The sequence below is a fragment of the Massilia sp. LjRoot122 genome, from assembly GCF_964252725.1.
GTDB lineage: Bacteria > Pseudomonadota > Gammaproteobacteria > Burkholderiales > Burkholderiaceae_D > Telluria.
The window spans coordinates 1936896-1959059 of the sequence record NZ_CAXUPB020000001.1 but is presented as its reverse complement, the minus strand read 5'-3'; the positions used below and the strand labels follow the sequence as shown (position 1 = coordinate 1959059).

Genomic DNA, 22164 nt, shown 5'->3' with positions numbered 1-22164 from the left:
TCCCTTGCCGGCGTGCTGCCTTATTCCACGCCGGGGGTCTGTTCGGGCTGGCGCAGGCTGCCGAGGTCGCGCACGTTCTTCTGGACCGCGACGACAGCGAACAGGCTCAGGACGAAGGACATCGCATAGAAGCCTTTCTCGCTGGGCGCCAGCGTGGCGTTCCACAGGCCGACGGTCAGCAGCAGGATCGCGGCGATCAGCGACACCCAGCACAGGCCGACGTAGATGCCCGTGACCGGCAGACCTTCGGCACGGTCGCGCAGGGTCTTCTGCAGCGACACCGCCGCGAACAGGCCGAACAGCAGCAAGGTCAGGTAATAGCCCTTTTCGTTCAGCTGCATCTGGGCATTCCACAGACCGATCAGGTAAGCGCTGCCGCCAATCAGGAGCGCACTCCAGGAGGCGCCAACAAAAGCGGCGGTCGGGCGTTGAACAGTTTGCATGGCGGCTTCCTTGATGTTGATCCAGCCGCAAACGTATCACGCCCGGCCGCCGGGGGAATTGCGCTATTCCGTGGTATCGGCAGGCGATACCGCTAGCCGCGCAGGGCGCGCCATGTCGCGAAGCCGGCCACGCAGAACAGGATCGAGCCCAGCAGGTGCAGCAGGGTATGGGCCAGCGCCCAGCCGTATTCGCCGCGCTGGAGCAGCACCACCGATTCTCCGGAAAAGCTCGAGAAGGTGGTCAGGCCGCCAAGGAAACCGGTGATGGCGAACAGGCGCCACTCGGGCGACAAGCCAGGATGGGCCGTAAAGAAGCCCAGCGCCAGCCCGACCAGGTAGCCGCCGGCGAGGTTGGCCGCGAGCGTGCCGAGCTGTACGTAGGCGTGCAGGCTGCCCAGCCAGAGGCCCAGGCCCCAGCGCAGCCAGGCGCCGAGCGCCGCCCCGGTACCGACTGCCAGCCAGCTCAAGGCTGGAGCCACTTGCGCTTGGCGGAATCGTCGCTGGCGCGGGCGTCGACCCAGCGCGCGCCCTCGGGCGTCTGTTCCTTCTTCCAGAACGGCGCGTCGGTCTTCAGGTAGTCCATGATGAACTCGCAGGCGGCAAAGGCCTCGCCGCGGTGCGCCGAGCTGCAGGCCACCAGCACGATCTGGTCGAGCGGCTTCAGGGGGCCGACGCGGTGGATGACCAGCACGCCGAACAGCGCCCAGCGCGCCCGCGCCTGGGCCACGATGTCTTCCAGCGCCTTTTCCGTCATGCCGGGATAGTGTTCCAGCTCCATCTCGGACACCTGCGCGCCCTCGTTCAGGTCGCGCACGGTGCCGACGAAGCTGACCACGGCGCCGACGCGGCCGTCGCCTTCGCGCAGGCGGGCGATGTCGCGCGACAGGTCGAAGTCATCCTGCTGGACGCGGATCTCCGTGAGCTCGGTGGCAGCCGGGACATTCATCGGCCGTCCTTCGCGGAACGGGCCAGCAGCTGTTCGATGCGGGTTTCGGTGCGCGCATCGGCCAGCGCCGGCAGGGCCAGCAGGTCGAGCAGGCCGTTGGCGCCGCCCTGCGCGCCCTTCTGGGCCGACTTGTGGCCCGACTTGAGCGAGCTTTGCAGCACCTCGACCTGCAGCTTGAGGCGCTCGCGCGCGAACTCGGCGCCGCTGTCGATGCCGGCCGCGATCTCGAGCCGCAGCAGCGCGTGCAGCATGCGTTCACGGTTCGCTTCGAGCTGGCGCGCGTAGCTGGTGCGCTCGCCTTCAAGTGCCCCCAGCGCGGCCTCGAAGCGGGCATGCAGGACCGGCTCGTAGCCGCCCTCGAGCGGCAGCAGCGCGTCCCAGCGTCCGCGCCAGTCGGATGGATTGGTGTGCGCGTCGGGATTGACGATGGCGCTTTCGAGGGCCTGGATCAGGCGCAGCTTGTCGCGCACGGCGCCGGCCAGCGCCAGTCCGGCGGCGCGGCGCGCGACGTCGGCATGGTGCTGCACCGCCGCCACCGCGGCATGGTAGCGCTTCTCGACGCGCGCCTCGTGGGCGCGCGGCACCGGTCCGATCGCCGCCCACTCGGCGGCGGCCTCGCGCAGCAGCTTGCCGGCGCTGGCCGGCGTGACCTCCGGGGCGGCCGCTTCCAGGCGGGCGGACACGGCTTCCTTGGCGGCCTCGTGGGCGCGGCGCTCGGCGTCCGCCGCGTGGGCCTGTTCCTTGCGCTGGGCGAACAGCGCATCGCAGGCGGCGCGGAAGCGCTGCCACAGCGCCTGCTCGGCCTTGCGTTCGAGCGGCAGTGCGCGCGCATGTTCCTGCCAGCGTGCCTGCAGGTTGCGCAGTGCATCGACGGCATGGCGGTCGTGCGGGTCGAGCCCCAGCGCTTCCTCAATCAATTGCTCGCGCACGGACATCTCGCCCTTGCGCTGTTCTTCCAGCGGGCGCTGGAGGGTATTCAGCGCATCGGTGAACAATTGATCGAGGCGCTTCTTGTCCTTGCGGTCGATCGCGCCCAGGTGGCTCCAGGCGGTACGCAGGCGCTGCACCGTGCCGGACACGTGCTTCCAGTCGGCCTCGCCCGATTCCAGGCGGGCGATCTCGGCCTCCGCTTCCTCGACCAGGGCCTGGCCGCGTGCGGCGTTGGCATGGCGCTCGTCGGCCAGGTGGCGGAAGTGGGCCGCGGCCGGCGCGTAGGCGGCGGTGCAGGCGGCGTCGAAGCGCTCCCACAGCGAGCGCGGCGCGGCCCCGGACAGGCTGTCGAGCGCTTTCCAGCGTTCGCGCATGCTGCCCACCTTCTTGGCCAGTTCGCCCATCGCCAGGTTCTGGGTCGGCAGCGCTTCCACCGATTTGATCAGTTCTTCGCGCGACACGTTGCCGCCCCAGCGCGCCCAGTCGGACAGGCGCTTGAGTTCGGCGCGCACGTGGTTGAGCCGGTCGGCCTGGGCCGGCGTCAGGCGCATGCCCTTGTCCTTGCTTTCCTTGAGCGATTTGTCGAGCTCGGCGGCAGTACCGAGGGAACCCTGCTGCAGCGCCGCTTCCATGGCGTCGAGGCGGTCGAGGAAGTGCTGGTCGACGCCCTTGTTCTGGGCCTTCTGCGGCCTGGCTGCGGGCGTCTCGGCGGACGGGGCCGCGGCTGCGGCGGCAGGGGCATGCTGTTCCTGCTTCGGTTTGCGCGCCTCGGGACGCGGCGCTTGCGGCAGGCTGGCCAGCAGTTCGTCGAAACGCTGCTGCAGTTGCGCGCCGGGTCCGCTGGACGGCAATGCCGGCAGTTGCCGCCATTCCTGGCGCAGCTGCTCCGCCTTCAGTTCCGCTACCGGCTGGGCCTGCCATTGGGCCAGCGCGGCCTCGCGCGCAGCCAGGACCGCCCGGTCCTGCTCGATGGTGGCCAGGCTGGCGCCCAGGCGCGCCTGTTCGGTGGCGAAATCGGCCACCAGCGCGCGCGGCAGCGAGGCATGGCCCGGCGCCACCAGGGCGGCGGCCTGCTCGGTCGCCAGGGCCGCGAGGCGCTCGCCGAAAGCGGCGGCATCGAGCCCGGCCGATTCGAGCTGACGCAGGGCCGCAAGGCGGTCGATCATGGCGCGCTGCAGCTGCACCTGGTCTTCCAGGCGCTTGCCGAGTTCGGCGCGGACGGCGTCGAATTCCGGCGCCAGCTCGGGCGCGGCGATGATCGACCATTTGCGGTCGAGTTCGGCGACGTGGTTCGGCGTCAGCAACTCGTCGCCGAGCAGGGCTTTCGCCTGCGCCAGGGCTTCCTGGCCACGGCGCAACTCGGCTTCATGGTGGCGGATCGCGTCCAGGCGCGACTGCATCAGCTTGGCGACGCGGCGATCCAGGTTGCGCATCGCCGTGTGCACGCGCTCGAGCTGGGGCCGGCTGTGGACCAGCTCGGCCGCAGCCAGGCGCAGTTCGGAAAATTCGGAGGAGAGGATGAAGGCGACGGCGGCGTCTTCGTCGCCGTTCAGGTGCTTGAGCTGTTCGGCCTGCTGCTCGCGCGGGCTCGGTGCGCCGGCCGCGGATGCGTCCGCGCCTGCCTGCTGGCCTCCGGCTGGCCGGCTTCCGGACTGTTCACCGGGAGCACCGGCCGGCTTGTCGCCGCCCTGCCGCTTGAAAAGGAATTCGAACATGATGAAATCGCACTTCCAAAACCCCCATCATAGCAAAGAACCATGGTGGCGCCCGCCGGCTGTGAAGCCCGGCGTTCGCTCAGTATGCGCTCAATGGATGCTCAGTGGGTGGCAAAGTGAGGCGTGGCCGAAGGCGCACTTTGCCTGAAAGAATTCCTGGCCACGCTGCCCGCCGCGGGGTAGCTGCGGTTCTCGTTCTGCCAGGCGTCGTGGGCCAGCATCTGGTTGGCGATCGCGAACCAGACTTCGCTCGGCACATGGGTGCGCGCAAGTGGGAACAGCTCGCGTTCTTCGCGTTCCAGCCGCTCGAGCAGCAGGTTGCAGCAGCGTTCGAGCGCGGCGCCGAAACCGGGATCGTAGACGGCCGCCGCCGCATGGGCATCGGCGCGCGCCTCGATCGCCGCCATGGTCAGCGCGTCGAGTTCGGCCAGCAGTTCGGTGCCCGCGCCGGCGCGGCGCAAGGCCGGCACCACGAATTTGTCGAGTTTGCGCCAATAACAGTTATCGAAAGCAACCCGCAAGGCGTCGCAGGCCAGGCCGATCTCGCGCGGCGTGGGCATGGCATGCCGCCAGGCACTCGGCTGCCAGCGCTCCAGCAGGGACTGCAGGCCGATCCGCGCGCTGGCCTGCTCAATGGACAGCGCGACCAGCGTATAGGTTGATGTCAGCATTCATGTCTCCTCTCAGGATGGCTTCGCCAAGGCGCGGCCTGGCGCGGGCCGCGAGTCCTTGGCTGGGGAAGCTTTTTATCGGGGTCGGGCGGGCAGGTTTTGTTGTTGTAGCCAGCCGTTGGGAACTCGTAGTGTAGAGAGATGCCCCCGCTCGGGTTTGAGGTGGCGCAAACCCGGACCGGTGGACATTGGAGACTTTTTATCTGCCGCGATGTCCAATTACGATTGCACGTCCAGCGCTGCGGCAAGCCGCCCGCCGAAGTCCTGCGGCACGGCCTGGGTCAGGCTTACCCGGGGGCATCCATGCCAGTCGGCGCAGCGCTGCACGGCGGCCGCGACGTCGTCCACCAGGCGCTCGCTGGCGCGCACACCCGGCTCCAGGTGGATGCTGCGCAACTCGAACTCGCCGGCCTTGCGGTGGGCCTTGGCGTCGACGCGCCCGACCAGCGCGCCGCGGCGCAGGATCGGCAGCGTGAAGTAGCCGTAGCGCCGCTTCTGCGCCGGGGTATAGCATTCGAGCCGGTAGTCGAAGCCGAACAGCTCGAGCGCGCGCCGGCGGTCCCAGACGATGGGATCGAAGGGCGACAGCAAACTCGTCAGGCGCGGCGCCAGCTTCCCCTCCATTGCCTGGCGCGCCAGTTGCGCGTGCTCCGGGTGGATATACACCGGCTCGTTCCAGCCGGCGACCCGGCCGCGCAGCAGCAAGCCCTCTTCCACCATCCGCTCCGGATCGGGATGCGGGCGCCGGGTGCGGTGGTAGTCGGGAATCCACGCCGCCTTCGCCAGCCCGAGCGCGCGCACCGTGTGCAGCACGAAACTGCGGCGAACTTCCTCGAGCGGCGGCATGCGGCCGTCGTGCCATTCCGGATGCACGCGCTCGGCCAGGTCGTAGATGCGCTGGAAATTGTGGCGGCGCGCGATCATCAGCTCGCCCGCGGTGAACAGCACTTCCAGCGACCGCTTCTCGGGCTTCCATTCCCACCAGCCGCCGGCCTTGCCGTCGCTGCGCCCGAAGTCGGACGAGCGCACCGGCCCCTTGGCGCGCACGTGCGCGAGCAGGGCCGCCACTTCAGTGGCGCGTTCGCGCATCCAGTTGGCGGAATACTTCCAGCCCATGGCTTCCGGGTCCAGCATGCGGTGGCGGTACAGGCCGTAGTCTTCGATCGGCAGGAAGCAGGCCTCGTGCGCCCAGTATTCGAACAGGGCGCCCTCGGCCAGCAGCTGGTCCAGCCAGGCCGGCTCGTAGTGGCCCAGCCGGCTCCACAGCACCAGGTAGGGACTGCGCGCGACCACGCTGATGGTGTCGATCTGCAACATTCCCATGCGCCGGATCGCGGCCAGCACGTCGGCCTTGGTGGCGCGCCGGCGGCGCGGCGCCAGCATGTCCTGGGCAGCCAGGTGCAGGGCGCGGGCGGCGCTGAGGCTCAGTTCGAAGTCTGGTTCACGATTGATCTGGCTCATGTCTTTATTCTAATAGCAAACCAATACTACTGTAAAAAAACACAGTCTTTTATCTGGGCGACACGGTAAGTCTGCGCTATAGTGGGCGCCGACCCGACTTTCCATTCTAACCATGCGGCTGCTCCATACTTCCGACTGGCACCTGGGCCAGACCCTGCACAATTTCGACCGGACCTACGAGCACGCCTGCTTCCTCGAGTGGCTCGTGGAAACGCTCGTGCAGGAAGATATCGACGTGCTCCTGATCGCCGGCGACATCTTCGACAACGCCAACCCGTCGGCCGCCGCCCACCGCCAGCTGTACCGCTTCCTGCAGCAGGCCCGGGCCAGGGTGCCGCATCTGCAGGTGGTGGTCATTGCCGGCAACCACGATTCGCCGGGGCGGCTGGAAGCGCCCACCCCGCTGCTGGAAGCGCACGGCACCATCGTGGTCGGCAACGTCGGGCGCACGGCGGACGGCGGCGTCGACCTCGAGCGCCTGCTGGTGCCCCTGCGCGGACGCGACGGCAAAGTCGCTGCATGGTGCCTGGCAGTGCCCTTCCTGCGCCCGGGCGACGTGCCGCGCGCAGTGGCCGAACAAGTTGCCGAAGCGGCCGCGGCCGGGGGCGCTGAAGCGCCGGGGCTCGATCCGTATTTGCACGGCACCGCCCTGCTCTACCGGCAGGCCTTCGCGCTGGCGCAAGCGCGCTGTACGGGGACCGAGGCCATCGTCGCCATGGGGCACTGCCACATGGTGGACGGCCAGTCGTCCCAGGATTCCGAGCGCCGCATCGTCATCGGCGGTACCGAGGCCCTGCCGGCCTCGATGTTCGACCCGGCCGTGGCCTATGTCGCATTGGGACACTTGCACCTGGCCCAGCGCGTCGGCGGCCACGAGCACCGGCGCTACTGCGGCAGTCCGCTGCCGCTGTCCTTCTCCGAGGTCGGCTACCAGCACCAGGTGCTGCGCATCGAGCTCGACGGCCCGGCGGTGAGCGCGGTGACGCCGCTGCACGTGCCGCGCGCGGTGCAGCTGCTGCGCGTGCCGGCCCAGCCGGCCCCGCTGGAAGAAGTACTGGCGGCACTCGAAGCGCTGGACCTGCCCGCTGCGCCGCCGCAGCAGCAGCCTTTCCTCGAAGTGCGGGTGCTGCTCGAAGGCCCCGAGCCGGGCCTGCGCACGCGCGTCGAAGCGGCGCTGGAGGGCAAGCCGGTACGCCTTGCCAAGATCGAGCCGACCCGTCGCCATGCGGCCCCCGACAGCGCCGGCGAAGCACTGAGCCTCGACCAGCTGGCCCAGCTCCAGCCCGACGACATCTTCCGCCGCCTGTGGGCGCAGCGCTACGGCGACGAGGCCCCGCCCGACCAGCTGGCCGCGTTCGCCGAGCTCAGCACGGCCCTGGGTGGAGACGCGGCATGAAGATCCTGCGCATCAGCGGCAAGAACCTGGCCTCGCTGGCCGGCGAATTCCTGGTCGACTTCGAAACCGAACCGCTCGCCTCGAGCGGCCTGTTCGCCATCAGCGGACCGACCGGGGCCGGCAAAAGCACCCTGCTCGACGCCCTCTGCCTGGCCCTGTACGACGCCACCCCGCGCCTGCTCAAGCGCGCCGGCAGCCAGCTGCCCGACGTCGGCGGCGATACCGTGTCGGCGCTCGACCCGCGCACCCTGCTGCGGCGCGGCGCCGCCGAAGCCTGGGCCGAGGTCGACTTCGCCGGCAACGACGACATCCGCTACCGCGCCCGCTGGAGCGTACGGCGCGCCTACGGCAAGCCGGGCGGCGCCCTGCAGCCCTCGAAAATGAGCCTGCACCGCCTGCCGGAGCTCGATCCCCTGGGCGGCACCAAGACCGAAGTGGCACTCGAGATCGTGCAGCGCATCGGCCTCTCCTTCGAACAGTTCACGCGCGCCGTGCTGCTGGCGCAGAACGAGTTCTCGGCCTTCCTGAAGACCGACGAGAACGAGCGCGGCGAGCTGCTGGAAACCCTCACCGGCACCACGATCTACAGCGACATCTCGCGCCGCGCCTTCGAGCGCTACCGCGCCGAGCAGGAACGAACCCGGGCGCTGGCGGCCAAGCTGGCCAACCAGGCCCCGCTGCCCGCCGAAGAACGCGAAAAACTGGAAGCCGAGCGCGTGAATGCCGAGCTGGCGCTGGAAGCCGTGGACGCGCGCCGCGCCGCCCTCGAAGGCGAGCTGCGCTGGCACCAGGAAGCCGCCAAGCTCGAGCGCAGCGAAGCCCAGGCCCGCGATGCGCTGGCGGCGGCCGAGGCCGCGCAGCAGGAGGCTGCCGGCCGCCGCCGACGCCTGGCCACCCTCGAGGCCGTAGAGCCGGCCCGCGCGATGGCGGCCGAAGTCCTGCGCCTGCAGGAAGAGCACAAGGCGGCGGTCGACACCACCGCCAGGCTCGAAGCCGCGCTCACCACGGCGCTCGATGCGCGCCGCCAGGCGGTGCTCGACGTCGACGCCGCCCTGGCCGCGCTCGATGCCGCCGACGGCGCCCTGCGCGGCGCCGCGCCCCAGCTCGACGGCGCCAAGGCGCTCGACGCCGCCATCGCCGCACTGGCGCCTTCGCATGTCCAGGCGGCGGGCGCGCTGGAAGCGGCCCGCAACGAAGCGCGCCAGGCGCGCGCCGTGCACGCGAGCAAAGCAGCGGAACACGATGCCGCCAAAGGCCAGCGCGAGCGCGCGGCCGGCTGGCTGTCCGCGCACGCCCGGCTGGAACCGATGGCGGCACAGTGGCAGCGCTGGGACCAGCTGCTGGCCCAGGCCGCGCAGTCGGTAGCGGCCGAGGCCGCAGCTGCCTCCACCCTGGCATCGGTGAGCCGCCAGGCCCAGGAAGCCGCCGCGCACGAACAGGCCGCCATGCTGGCCCTGAACGATGCCGGCGCCCGCCTCGCTGCGCTCGACACCGCGCGGCGCGAGGCCATGGCCAGCCTCGAGGCCGCCGATCCGCAGGCACTGGACCAGGAGCGCCAGGCGCTGGACGCGCGCCGCGAGCGCCTGGCCGCCGCGGAAAAAGCCTGGACCGCGCTGGTCAGCACACGCCAGGAATTCAGCGACACGGCAAGCGAACTCGACCGCGTCGACACGGCCCGCGCCGGCGCCAGCCGCCTGCTCGAAGAAGCACGCGCAGCAGCGCCCGCCCTCACGGCGGCCATGCAGCAGGCCGAGAAATCGCTGGCCGTGGCCGAACTGGCCTGCGCCGCCAGCGTGGAAGAATTGCGCGCCACCCTGCATGAGGACGCGCCCTGCCCGGTCTGCGGTTCCGAGCAGCATCCCTACCGTGACCACGGCCGCGAAGACATGCTTCACAGCATGCTGGCAAACCTGCGCAGCGAAGTCGGCGACTGCCGCGCGCGGGTACGCGACAACGAAGCGGTGCAGGCGAGCCAGGCCGCCACGTTGAGCGCGGCGAGCGAACGCCTTGCCGGACTGCAGCGCGAACGCACGACGCTGCGCAAGCTGCTCGACGAACTCGAAGCGGAGTGGACCGCGCAGCCGCTGGCAGCCGAGTCGCCGGCTGACGAGCTGCGCATGGCCTGGTTTGCCGAGACCCGCGACGGCCTGCGCGCCGCGGCGGCTGCGCTGGACAGCCGCGCCGCCGCACTGCGCCGTGCCGCCCAGGCGCGCGACGCCGCCCAGGCCGCGTACGACAAGGCTCAGCTCGAGCATGCGCGCCTGCGCCAGGCAGCCGATGGCGCACGCGAGACCGGCGGGCGCCTGCAGACCGAGCTGCGCGCCACGTCGGTCCAGCAGCAATCCGTCGCCGCCCAGCTGGCGGCACTGCTGGCCGAGCTCGACCCGGTGCTGGCCGGTGCCTGCGGCGACGGCTGGCAGGAGGCCTGGCGGCGCGAACCGGCTGCCTGGCGCGCGGCGCGCGCCCAGGAGGCCGCGCAATGGCAGGAACAGACGTCCCTGCAGACGCGCAGCAGCGCCGCTGCCGCCACGCTGGAAGCCGAGCTCGCCGGCGTCCTCGAGCGCATCGCCCAGGCCGACCGTCACGGCGCCGGGGTCGCCGCCGAGTTCAAGCGCATCGATACCGAACTGACGGACAAACGCGCCCAGCGCCTCGCCCTGTGGAACGGCCGTCCGGTGCTGGAGGTGGAGCAGGAACTGCAGGCCGCGGTGGGCGCCGCGCGCAATCACCTGTCTGCGCGCCAGGCGATCGCCGCCGAGACGGCGCAGCGCGAAGCCAGCGCCCGCAGCGCACTGGCCCAGCTCACCGAACGCATCGCCAAGCTCGACAGCGACGGTGCGAAAGCCGCGTCGGTCCTGGCCGACTGGCTGGAAGACTATCGCAAGTCGGCCTTCGTCAAAGGCCTCGATCCGGTCGAGGACACGGTCGAACTCGGCCGCCTGCTGGCGGTCGGCGGCACCTGGCTGGCCCAGGAACGCACGGCGCTGGGCGCGCTCGACGTCCAGCTGACCAATGCCGCCGCCGTGCTGGCGGAGCGCCGGGCCCAGCATGCCGTCCACGGCGAAGGCAGGCCGGAAAGCGGCCTGAGCGCCGAAACGGTGGCGGCTGCGGTCGAGGCCCTCACGGCCGAGCGCCGTAGCGCCCACGACCTGGCCACCGAGCTGCGCATGCGCGCCGCCCAGGACGACACCCGGCGCGTGCAGGCGCAGGCGGTGCTGGCCGAGGTCGAACGCCAGCAGGCCGAAGAGCAGCGCTGGGGCAAGCTGTCCGAGCTGATCGGTTCCAGCGACGGCAAGAAATTCCGCAACTACGCCCAGCAGTTCACGCTCGACGTGCTGCTCGGCTACGCCAATGCCCACCTCGGGCAGCTGGCGCGGCGCTACCGCCTGGAACGCGTCAGCCACAACGGCGCGCCTTCGCTGGCGCTGATGGTGCGCGACCAGGACATGGGCGGCGAAGTACGTTCGGTCAATTCCCTGTCCGGCGGCGAATCCTTCCTGGTGTCGCTGGCGCTGGCGCTCGGCCTGGCCTCGCTGTCCTCGAACCGGGTGCGGGTGGAATCGCTGTTCATCGACGAGGGCTTCGGCAGCCTGGACACCGAGACCCTGGGCGTGGCCATGGATGCCCTCGACGCGCTGCAATCGCTCGGCCGCAAGGTGGGCGTGATCTCGCACGTGCAGGAAATGACCGAACGCATCGCCACCAAGGTGCTGGTGCGCCCGGCGGGCGGCGGCAGCAGCGCGGTCGTGGTCGAGTAAACGAGGCGGGTGTAGAATGCCGCTCTTCCCGAGAACCAACAGCATACCGATATGAAACCTGCCCGCTTCCTCACTTTCAAATGCGCCAAGTGCGCCAAACCGGTCAAGGTCACCCTGCAGAAGGTCTCGGCCTGCTCGCATATCCAGCCTTACCTGGGCGTCTGCGAATGCGGCGAGCCCAAGCGTCACGCCACCGGCAGCCCGGACGCGGTCAAGTCCTACCTGGAATCGGCCGACGGCAACTGGCACCATCACCACTGATGAGCGACATCACGTGGCTCGAGGGCGGCGCCGAGCGTAGCGCACAGTGGCGCTCGGAAAGCGGCTGGCCGGCGCCGAAGAAGGTGGTCGTCGCCGACGACACCATGAACGCCGACACCGCATACCGGCTGGCGCTGGAAGGCACCGCCCTGCTCTGGCGCGGCGACTTCCAGAACGCGCGCCAGCTGCTCAACGCGCTGGTGCGCCGCGTCGAACACAAGAGCGATCGCGCGCGCCGCGCCAAGGCCCAGAAAGCCCCGGCCACGCCGACCGAGCTGTTCCACCGCCACCGCCTGCAGCAGCTGCAGCGCGCCCGCACCCTGGCCATGCTCCTGATTCCCTTCGAGGCCGGCCACACGATTCCGCTGCGCCGCGCGCCGGACGTGCATGAGGCCTGCCTGGAAGCCTACGGGCCGGTGGACGCCCCCTACGTCGCCTCGCTGCGCGAGCTGCTGGGCGTGATCGGCGCCCACGAATGGCGCCGCAAGGGCGTGCGCATTCCCGCGCTCGACGCCAACATCCACCCCTGGTACGGGGTGTTCTCGCCGGTGCGCGGCGAATACGTCGAGCTGGTGGCGCAGGCGCCCCTGCCCAAGGGCGCCAAACGCGCCTTCGACATCGGCGCCGGTACCGGCGTGCTGTCGGCGGTGCTGGCCAGGCGCGGCATCATGCAGGTGCTCGCCACCGACATGGATGCCCGCGCCCTCGGCTGTGCACGCGAAAACATCGCCCGCCTCGGCCTCGACGCCCAGGTCGAGATCGTGCAAGCCGACCTGTTCCCCGAAGGGCGCGCGCCCTTGGTCGTCTGCAACCCGCCCTGGCTGCCCGGCAAGCCCAGCTCGGCCATCGAATATGCGATCTACGATCCCGACAGCCGCATGCTCAGGGGTTTCCTCGGCGGGCTGGCGGCCCACCTGGAGCCGGGCGGCGAAGGTTGGCTGATCCTGTCGGACCTGGCCGAGCACCTCGGCCTGCGCCCGCGCGAGCAGCTGCTCGGCTGGATTGCCGATGCCGGACTCGAGCTCGTGGCCCGCCACGACGTGCGCCCGACCCACGGCAAGGCGAGCGACCCGGACGATCCCCTGCATGCGGCGCGCACGAAAGAAGTGACCTCGCTGTGGCGTTTGCGCGCGGCGTAATTGTTTGATTGCGCCGGCTGTTGATCCGCGCTATAATCTTTTTCTCAGACGCGGGGTGGAGCAGTCTGGCAGCTCGTCGGGCTCATAACCCGAAGGTCACAGGTTCAAATCCTGTCCCCGCAACCAAATACCGACAAAAGCCCGACTCTTGCAGCCGGGCTTTTGTTTTCTGTGGCAGCAAAAGCAGCGCACTATAAGCTGATGAGAGACAAGAAAGACAACGCGACAATCGACCTGCCGGGCTTCGAACCCGCCGCACCGCTTGACCCCGTTGTCGAACCGAAGCGCGCCGCCCCGCGGGCGCGCCGCGTCTCCCTGAAACAGGAGCAACTCGAGTTGCTCGAAGAAACCGATACGTCCGGCCTGCCTGTCTGGCGCCGCGACGACAAGCTCGACCTGACCGGCCTGCCGGTCTGGGCGCCGGCCTCAGCGTAGTTCGCCTCGGGCCAACCCTTTTGGCTGGACTACCATGAACACGCAACCCTTCACTTCGCTGCCGCTGGCACCGCGCTTCCTCGCCAACCTCGCCACCCTGGGCTATCACGGGATGACGCCGATCCAGGCGGAATCCCTGCCGGCAGTGCTGGAAGGACGCGACCTGATCGCCCAGGCCAAGACCGGCAGCGGCAAGACCGCCGCCTTCGGCATCGGCGTCCTGCACAAGCTCAATCCCGCCTGGTTCGCGGTGCAGGGCCTGGTACTGTGTCCGACGCGCGAACTGGCCGACCAGGTGGCGAACGAACTGCGGCGCCTCGCGCGCGGCGTCGGCAACGTCAAGATCCTGACCCTCACCGGCGGCGTGGCGATGCGCCCGCAGATCGCTTCGCTCGAGCACGGCGCCCACATCGTGGTCGGGACCCCGGGCCGCATCCGCGACCACCTCGGCCGCCACACCCTCGACCTGTCGAAGGTGCAGACCCTGGTGCTGGACGAAGCCGACCGCATGACCGACATGGGCTTCTACGACGAGATCGCCGGCATCGTGAGCGCCTGCCCGGAACGCCGCCAGACCCTGCTGTTCTCGGCTACCTACCCGGACGACATCCGCTTCGCCACCGCCGGCTTCCTGCGCGATCCGCTCGAAGTGGCGGTCGAGAGCCAGCACAGCGCCGAGAAGATCGAGCAGCGCTTCTTCGAGATCGGCTTCGAGGGCCGCGACGAAGCGGTCGCGCGCCTGCTCAAGCATTACCAGCCGGTCTCCACCCTCGCCTTCTGCAACACCAAGGCCCATTGCCGCGAGCTGGCCGAACACCTGCGCTCGCAGGGCTTCTCGGCGCTGGCCCTGTACGGCGAGCTGGAACAGTGGGAGCGCGACGAGATCCTGGTGCTGTTCTCCAACCGCAGCTGCTCGGTACTGGTGGCCACCGACGTCGCCGCACGCGGCCTCGACATCGCCAACCTCGACACCGTGATCAATGCCGACGTATCGAAGGATCCGGAAGTGCACGTGCACCGCATCGGCCGCACCGGCCGCGCCGGTGAAAGCGGCCTGGCCCTGACCCTGGCCGCGCCGAACGAAAAGAAATGGGTGCGCCTGATCGAGGAATACCAGGACGCGCCGGCCGAATGGCACCCGCTCGATGAATTGGGCGAACACCTGGAAGCGGCCGCGCCGGCGCCGATGCTGACCCTGCACATCGCGGGCGGCAAGAAAGCCAAGCTGCGCCCGGGCGACATCCTCGGCGCCCTGACCGGCGACGCCGGCCTGGCCAAGGACCAGGTCGGCAAGATCAACGTCGGCGAATTCGCCAGCTACGTGGCACTCGACCGTCACGCCGCCCACGCCGCCGTGGCGAAACTGCACGACCGCCAGGCGCCGGGGCCGGAGTTCGGCGCCATCAAGGGACGCTACTTCAAGATGCGCTTCCTCGAGGTCCAGGATTTGTAACTGAGTTGTAACAGCCGCGCACGGTTCGCTCAGCAGCGCCACCGGCGCGGCAAATCTGGCATTATTTGTCAAAATACAAATACCGCGCTGGGACACATTCTGGACATCTTTTCCGGGTGTCGTGGCGCGGCTCGATGCCATGATGACCAGCACACCCGTATCCCAGCAACAGCAGACCGACGGCCGGACCGTGCGTGAAGTGGTCGAGTTCAATCAGGAACTCGTCAACGAGGTCTGGTGCCGGCGAATCTTCCGCCAGATCCTGCAGTCGCTCGAACTGCAATATGCGATGCAGATGCCGCACCGCCCCATCAGCCCGGACACGGTGCTGGTGCTCGACTCGGGCGATCCCATGCTCCTGCCCTCGCAGGAAGTCGGCACCGAATGGTCGGAAGCCGGCGACATGCATGACCTGGCCGCGGTCGTCCATTACGCGATCACCAGGGAATATCCGCCGGAGGCTCCGCTGCAGGGACGCGTATCGGGCACACCGGGCAGCGGCGACGATTACAGCGAGACCTTCATCACCGCGGTCGACCGCTGCCTGTCGCCCGACCCGCAGCAGCGCCCCCGCAGCATCGAACAACTGCGCAACCTGCTCGGCATCGTGCCGCTCGGCCCGGCCGTCCCGGCGCAGCCGCTGTCCGCACCGCCGCCCCCGCCTCCGGTAGCCTCCTTCCTCGATGATCCGGCTCCCGTGACCGAAAAAGGACGCCTGCAGCGCTGGCTCATGCTGCTGGCCGCGGCCACCGTGCTGCTGGCCGCGCTCGGCGCCCTGTTCGCGCTGCTGCACCAGGCCGATTCGCGCGATACGGTGACGCTGGCCTTGCCGGGCGATCCCCCGGCCGAACAAGCGCCCGCAACACCCGCGCCTGCCGCGCCGGAAAGCGTGAGCGGATCGGCCGATCCGTCCGCACTGGCGGCCGTGCCGCCCGAGGCGCAGCACGTCACGCCGCCGGTCGCAGCACCCGCCGCCCTGCCGCCGGGAAGCGTCGTCGCCCCACCGGCAAGCGGCCAGGTCCTGGCGAACCGTCCAGTGTCCGCCGCGGCCGGCGCCAGCTACAAGCTCATGATCAAACCCTGGGGCATGGTGCAGGTCGACGGCGTCGACCGCGGCGCCAGCCCGCCGCTCAAGCGCCTGGTCCTGGCGCCGGGCCAGCATACGATCCGCATCGTCAACCCGAACTTCCCCGAGCACACCGTGATCGTGAACGCCGTCAAGGGCGCCACCTCGGTGATCGAACTGGATTTTACTGAAGAGGAGGTCGAGTGATTCCCGCAGTGCCGCCATCCTTCCTGCGCGCCAGCCTGCTCGGCGCCGTGCTGCTGCTCGGCGGCTGCGCCGGGCTGAATTCTCAGCTGAATTCGATCCTGGGCAAGAACGAGCCGCCGCGCGCCCAGGGGCGCAGCGAGGAACGCTCGCGCCCCCGTGTCGAACGGGCAGAACGCAACGAGCGCCCCGCCCCGCGCCCCGAGCGTCCCGCGTCCGACCGCGACGACATCGCCCTGCGCGAAGGCATCGCCCTGTACAACGACGGCGACTTCAACGGCGCGATCAAGCGCCTGAATTCCGGCGACATGAACGGCGGCTCGGTGCGCAACCGCGTCAGCGCGCTCAAGTACTCGGCCTTCAGCTATTGCGTCACCAACCGGCCGGTTCCCTGCCGCCAGGCCTTCGAACGCGCGCTGCGCCTCGATCCCGCGTTCGACCTGGCGCCCGGCGAACAGGGCCACCCGCTGTGGGGGCCGCAGTTCGCCAAGGCCAAGCAGGGCGCCGGACGCTGATGCCTGGCCTTACAGCTTGACGTTGATGCTCGCCGGGTACATCGGCGGGCGACGGCGCTTCGAGGCCTGTTCGTAGGCGTAGGCCATGCCGATCAGGGCGGCCTCGCTCCAGGCGCCGCCCACGAAGGAGATCCCCACCGGCAGCCCGCGCGTGAAGCCGGCCGGGACCGTGATGTGCGGATAGCCCGCCACCGCCGCCGGGGTCGAGAAGCTGCCGCCGTAATGGTCGCCGTTGATGTAGTCGGTGAGCCAGGCCGGGCCGCCGGTCGGCGCCACCAGCGCATCCAGTTTGTGCTCCTTCATGACCTGGTCGATGCCTTCGTCACGCGCATAGCGCAGGTCGTTGGCCAGCGCCTCGCGGTATTCGCGCGCATCCAGGCCCGGCTTGGCCTGGGCGGCGACCAGGTGTTCCTGCTTGAAATACGGCATTTCGCGCGCCGCGTTCTTTTCGTTGAACGCGATCACGTCGGCCATGTTCTTGATGGGCGCGTGCGGCGCATAGTTCTTCAGGTAAGCCTCAAGCCCGGGGGCGAACTCGTACAGCAGCACCTGCAGTTCGCTCTCGCTGTACTTGTCGGCGTTCGGCAGCTTCACGTCGACCAGGATCGCCCCTTGCGCCTTCAGCACTGCCAGTTCCTTCTCGATGATGGCGTCCACCGCATCATTGCTGCCGAAGAAATTGCGCGCGACACCGATGCGCTTGCCCTTGAGCCCGTCCGTGCGCAGGGCCGCCGCGTAATCTCCCATGAAGCGCTTGCTGTCGGCAGTCGCCTTGTCGTCCGCATCCGCGCCCGCCATGGCGGCCAGCATCAGCGCCGCGTCGGCCACGCTGCGCGTCATCGGGCCGGCCGTATCCTGCGAATGGGCGATCGGGATGATGCCGCTGCGGCTGAGCAGGCCCAGGGTCGGCTTGATGCCGACGATGCCGCAGGAAGAAGACGGCGAGACGATCGAGCCGTCGGTCTCGGTGCCCACGGTGAGCGTGGCCAGGCTGGCCGCAGCGGCCGCACCCGAGCCCGAGCTGGAGCCGCTGGTGTTGCGGTCGAGCGCGTAGGGGTTCTTGGTCTGTCCGCCGCGGCCGCTCCAGCCGCTGACCGACTTGGTCGAGCGCATATTGGCCCACTCGGACAGATTGGTCTTGCCGATGATGACGGCGCCGGCATTGCGCAGCAGCGTGACGATGTGGGCGTCCTTGACCGCACGCACGCCGTCGAGGGCCAGCGAACCGGCGCTGGTGCTCATCCGGTCGGCGGTGGCGATATTGTCTTTCAGCAGGACCGGAATGCCGTGCAGCGGTCCGCGCAGCTTGCCGGCGGCGCGTTCGCGGTCCATCTCGGCCGCGATCTTGAGCGCGTCGGGATTGGTTTCAATGACAGAGTTCAGGCGCGGCCCGGCCTTGTCGATGGCGGCAATGCGCGCGAAATAGCGCGTCACCAGGGCCTTCGACGTGAGCGTGCCCGCGGCCATCGCCTCCTGCTGCTCGCGCACGCCCGCATCCAGGATGCCGCCGGCGTCCGGCACCGCGGCCTGCGCGCTGCCCGCAGCGCTGACGGCGCCCGCTACCGCACCTGCCGCCACTCCCAGTCGTACGAAATCCCTGCGGTCCATCCTGTCTCCAATGCTTTTATTGAAAGCAATAGGATAGCAGTACAGGCGAAAAAAAACGCTGCCCGGAGGCAGCGTTTTTTCGACGAAGAGCGCCGATGCTTAGTTACGCACGACTTTCTTGTATTCGTTGGTGCGGGTGTCGATTTCGATGACGTCGTCGGTGCTGACGAACAGCGGCACCATCACGGTGTGCTGCTTGGCTTCGATGGCGTTCTCGATCTTGGCTTCCTTCAGGACGTTGCCCGAGGTGTTGCCCTTGACGGCCGGCTCCGAGTACACGACCAGGCGTGCGATGGTGGTCGGCAGTTCGACCGAGATCGCCTTGCCGTCGTAGAACACGGCTTCGCATTCCATACCGTCTTTCAGGTAGTTGATGGCGTCGCCCATGTTCTCTTCTTCGATTTCGTACTGGTTGTACTCTTCGTCCATGAAGACGTACAGCGGGTCGGCGAAGTACGAGTAGGTCACCGGCTTCTTGTCCAGCACGACCACGTCGAACTTGTCGTCGCCGCGGAACACGTTCTCCAGCGGAGCATTGGTCAGAAGATTCTTCATCTTCCACTTGTAGGTGAAGCCCGTGCGGCTCGAACCGTTCACGTCGGAACGCAGCACGATGAACGGCTTGTCTTCGACCATAATGATGTTGCCAACACGGATTTCTTTAGCGAATTTCATAGTAGTTTTACGTAAAAAGTAAGTTGCATTAAATCAGCGGTGGCCGGTGAGCGAAGAGAGCCTTGAAGCCTACGTTTGATCCTGTGTATTTCGTTACAGACTAACCGCGCATTATACCGGATTTTCAGCAGCAAGCCTCAGGGCGTGGGCAAATTCGAGCAGGTTCGTCGTCAAATCGCCATGGGCGAGTACCTCCCTGCGCCATTCTTCTGCACGAATGACAATGCCCGGCAGCGCGGCTTGCAAGTCCTGCCACGCCAGGGGCCAGGAGTCGATGTCGATCGCGCCATTCCAGCCGAGCGCAAACCTGCTGAGCGCAGCGAGCCCCTCGTTTTCCGCATGTGCATAGCGGCCCAGAAAGGCACGCAATTTCTTGTGGTGCAGATTCTCTTCTTGCGGATAAATGTGCCAGACGAAAGGCCGGCCCGCCCATTGCGCGCGCACGAAGGAATCCTCGCCGCGCACGAAGTTCAGATCACAGGCCCACAGCAGGCGGTCGTAATCCGGCTGCGGCACGAAGGGCAGCACGTGCACGGTGAGCGCGCCCCGGATGGCACTGGCGCCCGCGCGCGCTTCGGTTCCGAGGAAGGCGCCGATTGCTTCCGCCGCCACGCCCTCCGGCACCAGGCAGCTCACCGGCCGGCCGCCTTCCGACCACGCACGCAACAGCGCGGCAACCGGCGCATGCGGATAACAGAACAGCGATACCTTCAGCGCATCCATCTCGTCCGCGCCCACGCCGAAACGGGCCAGGAAGCCGGCCATGGCCGCGCGGTCGGCCTGGAAGGCCAGGCGCTGCTCGTCCAGGCCGGCCTCGTGCAGCAGGCCGCCGGTGCGGGCCGTGAAGCCGGGGAAGAAGAAGTGCTTGGTCAGTTTCAGGCGCGGATGCATGGATGGCAGCCGGTGGCAGCCTTCGACCCACTCTTCCGCCGTCAAGCCTTCGAGGTTGAACCACACCGGACGCGGCGTGCGCTGGGCCATGGCCGCGACATAGCCGGGCGGCGGATCGACCGCGAAGAATTCGATGACGATGTCGGAGAGGTCTTCGGGCGTGAAGCTGCCCTCCTGGTCGCGCCAGTGGCGCACCTGCACGCCTTCGACCTGTTGTGCATCGGCGGCGGGGTCGACCGCGGGACAGATGCGGCGGAAGCTGCCCAGGTCGTCGACCCACAGCGTGACCTGCACGCCGTGTTCGTTCCACAGCTGGCGCGCCAGGCGCCAGCAGATGCCGATGTCGCCGTAGTTATCGACGACTTTGCAGAAAATTGCGAGGGTCAGTACTGGATTGGATGGCATGTCGATCACGCAAAAGCGACGGACAAAAAGAAAAACCGGAGCACCTCTCCGCGCAAGCGCGTTGGTCTACTCCGGTCTTATGCTGGCGTCCCCACGGGGATTCGAACCCCGGTACTCACCGTGAAAGGGTGATGTCCTAGGCCTCTAGACGATGGGGACCTTGAACTGTACTTGCTGCTTCTTATTACTGATTTACCAAATTCTTGGCGTCCCCACGGGGATTCGAACCCCGGTACTCACCGTGAAAGGGTGATGTCCTAGGCCTCTAGACGATGGGGACCCGGACGGTCAGAACTGTTGTTTTTCCTACGTGGTGGAGGTAAGCGGGATCGAACCGCTGACCTCTTGCATGCCATGCAAGCGCTCTCCCAGCTGAGCTATACCCCCTACGGGAAAACAACATTCTAACATACTGCATTTACTTCTACTACTGCGTGCCGCTGGTTGCACGCTGCCAGAACCCTGGCGTCCCCACGGGGATTCGAACCCCGGTACTCACCGTGAAAGGGTGATGTCCTAGGCCTCTAGACGATGGGGACCTGGAACTACCATACTGCACTTCAGAGTGTTGGTGGAGGTAAGCGGGATCGAACCGCTGACCTCTTGCATGCCATGCAAGCGCTCTCCCAGCTGAGCTATACCCCCTCTTCACTGTACCTTACTGCCTACTGCTTCGTACCGTGTGCTGCTGAAGTGCGAGCATTATAGCGGAGCGCCTTGCATTTCGCAAATAGCTGTTTTCAGAAAATGCGCGCTCCGCGAAAAGGCATTAAAGATACTTTGCAATGCGCGCCAAAACGACGTCGCGGCCGAACAATTCCAGCACCGCATCGATGGCCGGCGTCTGCAGCTGGCCGGTGACGATCAGGCGCAGCGGCATCGCAATCTGCGGCATCTTCAGGCCGTGCGCGGCGAGGACTTCCTTGAACATGGCGGCGATCGCGGCCTTGTTCCATTCCACGTCCTTGCAGCGCCCGGCGAAGGCGGCCAGCGCCGGACGCACCGCATCCGTCAGGTGCTGGGCCAGCAGCGCGGCATCCGGCTTCGGCTCGCGGTAGAACAGCATCGCGGTATCGGCCAGCTCATTGATGGTATTGGTCCGGTCCTTCACCAGCGCGATCACGGTCGGCAGCGCCGGTGCGCCCTCGAACACCGCGCCCTCGCGCTCCAGCACCGGGCGTGCCAGCGCGGCCAGGCGCTCGTTGTCGGCCTGCTTGATGTAATGGTTGTTCAGCCAGGCCAGCTTCTCTGGATTGAACTGGGCCGCCGACGCGGTCAGGTGCTCCAGGTTGAACCACTCGGTGAACTGCTCCATCGAGAAGATCTCGTCGTCGCCATGGCTCCAGCCCAGGCGCGCCAGGTAGTTCAGCATCGCTTCCGGCAGGTAGCCCTGCTCCGGGTACTGCATCACGCTGACGGCGCCGTGGCGCTTCGACAGCTTCTGGCCGTCCGCGCCCAGGATCATCGGCAGGTGGCCGTACTGCGGCAGTTCGGCGCCCAGCGCGCGCAGGATGTTGATCTGGCGCGGCGTGTTGTTCACGTGATCGTCGCCGCGCAGCACGTGGGTGATCTTCATGTCCCAGTCATCCACCGACACGCAGAAGTTGTAGGTCGGGGTGCCGTCCGGACGCGCGATGATGAGGTCATCGAGCTCCTTGTTGGCGATGGTGATCGGGCCCTTGACCACGTCGACCCAGGTGACTTCGCCGTCGAGCGGGTTCTTGAAGCGCACCACCGGCTTGACGCCTTCCGGCACCGGCGGAAGCTGCTTGCCCGGTTCCGGACGCCAGGTGCCGTCGTAGCGCGGCTTCTCGCCCGCGGCGCGCATGCGCTCGCGCATCGCTTCGACTTCTTCCGGCGAGCAGTAGCACAGGTAGGCCGTGCCCTGCTCCAGCATCGATGCCACCACCTCGCGGTAGCGCTCCATGCGCTGCATCTGGTAGAACGGGCCTTCGTCGTGCGACAGGCCGAGCCACTGCATGCCGTCCAGGATGGCCTGGACCGCTTCCGGCGTCGAGCGTTCGAGGTCGGTGTCTTCGATGCGCAGGATGAAGGTGCCGCCGAAGTGGCGTGCATAGGCCCAGGAATACAGCGCGGTGCGGGCGCCGCCCAGGTGGAGGTAGCCGGTCGGGCTCGGAGCGAAACGTGTGCGGACGGTCATGGCGGGATGCAAAAAAGGTAAAAGAGGTATT

The 22164-nt window shown here is 68.1% G+C and carries 18 protein-coding genes and 6 tRNA genes; 9 read left to right on the top strand and 15 right to left on the bottom strand.

Annotated elements, in window-relative coordinates; genetic code table 11:
* Positions 1-20: 20 nt before the first annotated feature.
* The 6 genes from yiaA to ACSQ25_RS08660 all read right to left on the bottom strand — a co-directional run bounded on the left by yiaA (position 21) and on the right by ACSQ25_RS08660 (position 6166).
* Positions 21-443: an inner membrane protein YiaA gene (gene yiaA / locus ACSQ25_RS08685; protein WP_436105295.1), complete on the bottom strand. Its 423-nt coding sequence runs from the start codon at positions 441-443 to the stop codon at positions 21-23.
* A gap of 92 nt (positions 444-535) precedes the next feature.
* Positions 536-910 carry a fluoride efflux transporter CrcB gene (gene crcB, locus ACSQ25_RS08680; RefSeq protein WP_436105294.1) on the bottom strand — a complete coding sequence of 125 codons (375 nt, stop codon included), beginning with the start codon at positions 908-910 and terminating at the stop codon, positions 536-538.
* Positions 907-1389 (bottom strand): molybdopterin synthase catalytic subunit MoaE, encoded by a 483-nt coding sequence (moaE, locus tag ACSQ25_RS08675; protein ID WP_436105293.1) that lies wholly within the window; start codon positions 1387-1389, stop codon positions 907-909. Before moaE ends, crcB begins: the two co-directional genes overlap by 4 nt.
* Positions 1386-4034: a DUF349 domain-containing protein gene (locus ACSQ25_RS08670; protein ID WP_436105292.1), complete on the bottom strand. Its 2649-nt coding sequence runs from the start codon at positions 4032-4034 to the stop codon at positions 1386-1388. Before ACSQ25_RS08670 ends, moaE begins: the two co-directional genes overlap by 4 nt.
* 101 nt (positions 4035-4135) lie before the next feature.
* On the bottom strand, positions 4136-4705 hold the full coding sequence (locus ACSQ25_RS08665) for a hypothetical protein (protein ID WP_436105291.1): 570 nt from the start codon (positions 4703-4705) through the stop codon (positions 4136-4138).
* Between the two features lie 219 nt (positions 4706-4924).
* On the bottom strand, positions 4925-6166 hold the full coding sequence (locus tag ACSQ25_RS08660) for a winged helix-turn-helix domain-containing protein (protein ID WP_436105290.1): 1242 nt from the start codon (positions 6164-6166) through the stop codon (positions 4925-4927).
* Positions 6167-6278: 112 nt separating this feature from the next.
* Here ACSQ25_RS08660 and ACSQ25_RS08655 point away from each other — a divergent pair, with 112 nt between their 5' ends.
* The 9 genes from ACSQ25_RS08655 to ACSQ25_RS08615 all read left to right on the top strand — a co-directional run bounded on the left by ACSQ25_RS08655 (position 6279) and on the right by ACSQ25_RS08615 (position 16393).
* The gene (locus tag ACSQ25_RS08655) at positions 6279-7562 is read left to right on the top strand and encodes an exonuclease SbcCD subunit D C-terminal domain-containing protein (protein ID WP_436105289.1); all 1284 of its coding nucleotides are present in this window, start codon (positions 6279-6281) and stop codon (positions 7560-7562) included.
* Entirely contained in the window at positions 7559-11320 is a 3762-nt protein-coding gene (locus tag ACSQ25_RS08650) for an AAA family ATPase (RefSeq protein WP_436105288.1), read from the top strand. The genes ACSQ25_RS08655 and ACSQ25_RS08650 overlap by 4 nt, the downstream gene beginning before the upstream one ends.
* Positions 11321-11371: 51 nt before the next feature.
* Complete coding sequence (locus ACSQ25_RS08645; RefSeq protein ID WP_027863734.1) at positions 11372-11581, top strand: hypothetical protein; 210 nt, start codon at positions 11372-11374, stop codon at positions 11579-11581.
* Complete coding sequence (locus ACSQ25_RS08640) at positions 11581-12720, top strand: methyltransferase (RefSeq protein WP_436105287.1); 1140 nt, start codon at positions 11581-11583, stop codon at positions 12718-12720. The genes ACSQ25_RS08645 and ACSQ25_RS08640 overlap by 1 nt, the downstream gene beginning before the upstream one ends.
* A gap of 49 nt (positions 12721-12769) precedes the next feature.
* Positions 12770-12846, top strand: a tRNA-Met gene (locus ACSQ25_RS08635).
* A 75-nt stretch (positions 12847-12921) separates the two neighbouring features.
* Positions 12922-13155, top strand: a complete 234-nt coding sequence (locus ACSQ25_RS08630; RefSeq protein ID WP_436105286.1) for a hypothetical protein — start codon at positions 12922-12924, stop codon at positions 13153-13155.
* A 34-nt stretch (positions 13156-13189) separates the two neighbouring features.
* Positions 13190-14608 carry an ATP-dependent RNA helicase DbpA gene (gene dbpA, locus ACSQ25_RS08625; protein ID WP_436105285.1) on the top strand — a complete coding sequence of 473 codons (1419 nt, stop codon included), beginning with the start codon at positions 13190-13192 and terminating at the stop codon, positions 14606-14608.
* Between the two features lie 139 nt (positions 14609-14747).
* Positions 14748-15881, top strand: coding sequence for a hypothetical protein (locus tag ACSQ25_RS08620; RefSeq protein ID WP_436105284.1), 1134 nt, complete (start codon positions 14748-14750; stop codon positions 15879-15881).
* Complete coding sequence (locus ACSQ25_RS08615) at positions 15878-16393, top strand: TssQ family T6SS-associated lipoprotein (RefSeq protein ID WP_436105283.1); 516 nt, start codon at positions 15878-15880, stop codon at positions 16391-16393. Before ACSQ25_RS08620 ends, ACSQ25_RS08615 begins: the two co-directional genes overlap by 4 nt.
* Before the next feature lie 9 nt (positions 16394-16402).
* Here ACSQ25_RS08615 and ACSQ25_RS08610 read toward each other — a convergent pair whose 3' ends face one another.
* The 9 genes from ACSQ25_RS08610 to gltX form a co-directional block, all read right to left on the bottom strand.
* A complete protein-coding gene (locus ACSQ25_RS08610) occupies positions 16403-18001 on the bottom strand; it encodes an amidase (RefSeq protein ID WP_436105282.1) in 1599 nt (532 codons plus the stop codon).
* Between the two features lie 99 nt (positions 18002-18100).
* Positions 18101-18676: an elongation factor P gene (locus tag ACSQ25_RS08605; RefSeq protein ID WP_027863741.1), complete on the bottom strand. Its 576-nt coding sequence runs from the start codon at positions 18674-18676 to the stop codon at positions 18101-18103.
* A gap of 111 nt (positions 18677-18787) precedes the next feature.
* Entirely contained in the window at positions 18788-19972 is a 1185-nt protein-coding gene (gene earP / locus ACSQ25_RS08600) for an elongation factor P maturation arginine rhamnosyltransferase EarP (protein ID WP_436105281.1), read from the bottom strand.
* An 83-nt stretch (positions 19973-20055) separates the two neighbouring features.
* Positions 20056-20131 (bottom strand) — tRNA-Glu (locus ACSQ25_RS08595).
* 45 nt (positions 20132-20176) lie between these two features.
* Positions 20177-20252: transfer RNA gene (locus ACSQ25_RS08590), tRNA-Glu, on the bottom strand.
* A 31-nt stretch (positions 20253-20283) separates the two neighbouring features.
* Positions 20284-20359 (bottom strand) — tRNA-Ala (locus tag ACSQ25_RS08585).
* A gap of 76 nt (positions 20360-20435) precedes the next feature.
* Positions 20436-20511 (bottom strand) — tRNA-Glu (locus ACSQ25_RS08580).
* 30 nt (positions 20512-20541) lie between these two features.
* Positions 20542-20617, bottom strand: a tRNA-Ala gene (locus ACSQ25_RS08575).
* A gap of 124 nt (positions 20618-20741) precedes the next feature.
* Positions 20742-22133 carry a glutamate--tRNA ligase gene (gltX, locus tag ACSQ25_RS08570; protein ID WP_436105280.1) on the bottom strand — a complete coding sequence of 464 codons (1392 nt, stop codon included), beginning with the start codon at positions 22131-22133 and terminating at the stop codon, positions 20742-20744.
* Positions 22134-22164: the final 31 nt, after the last annotated feature.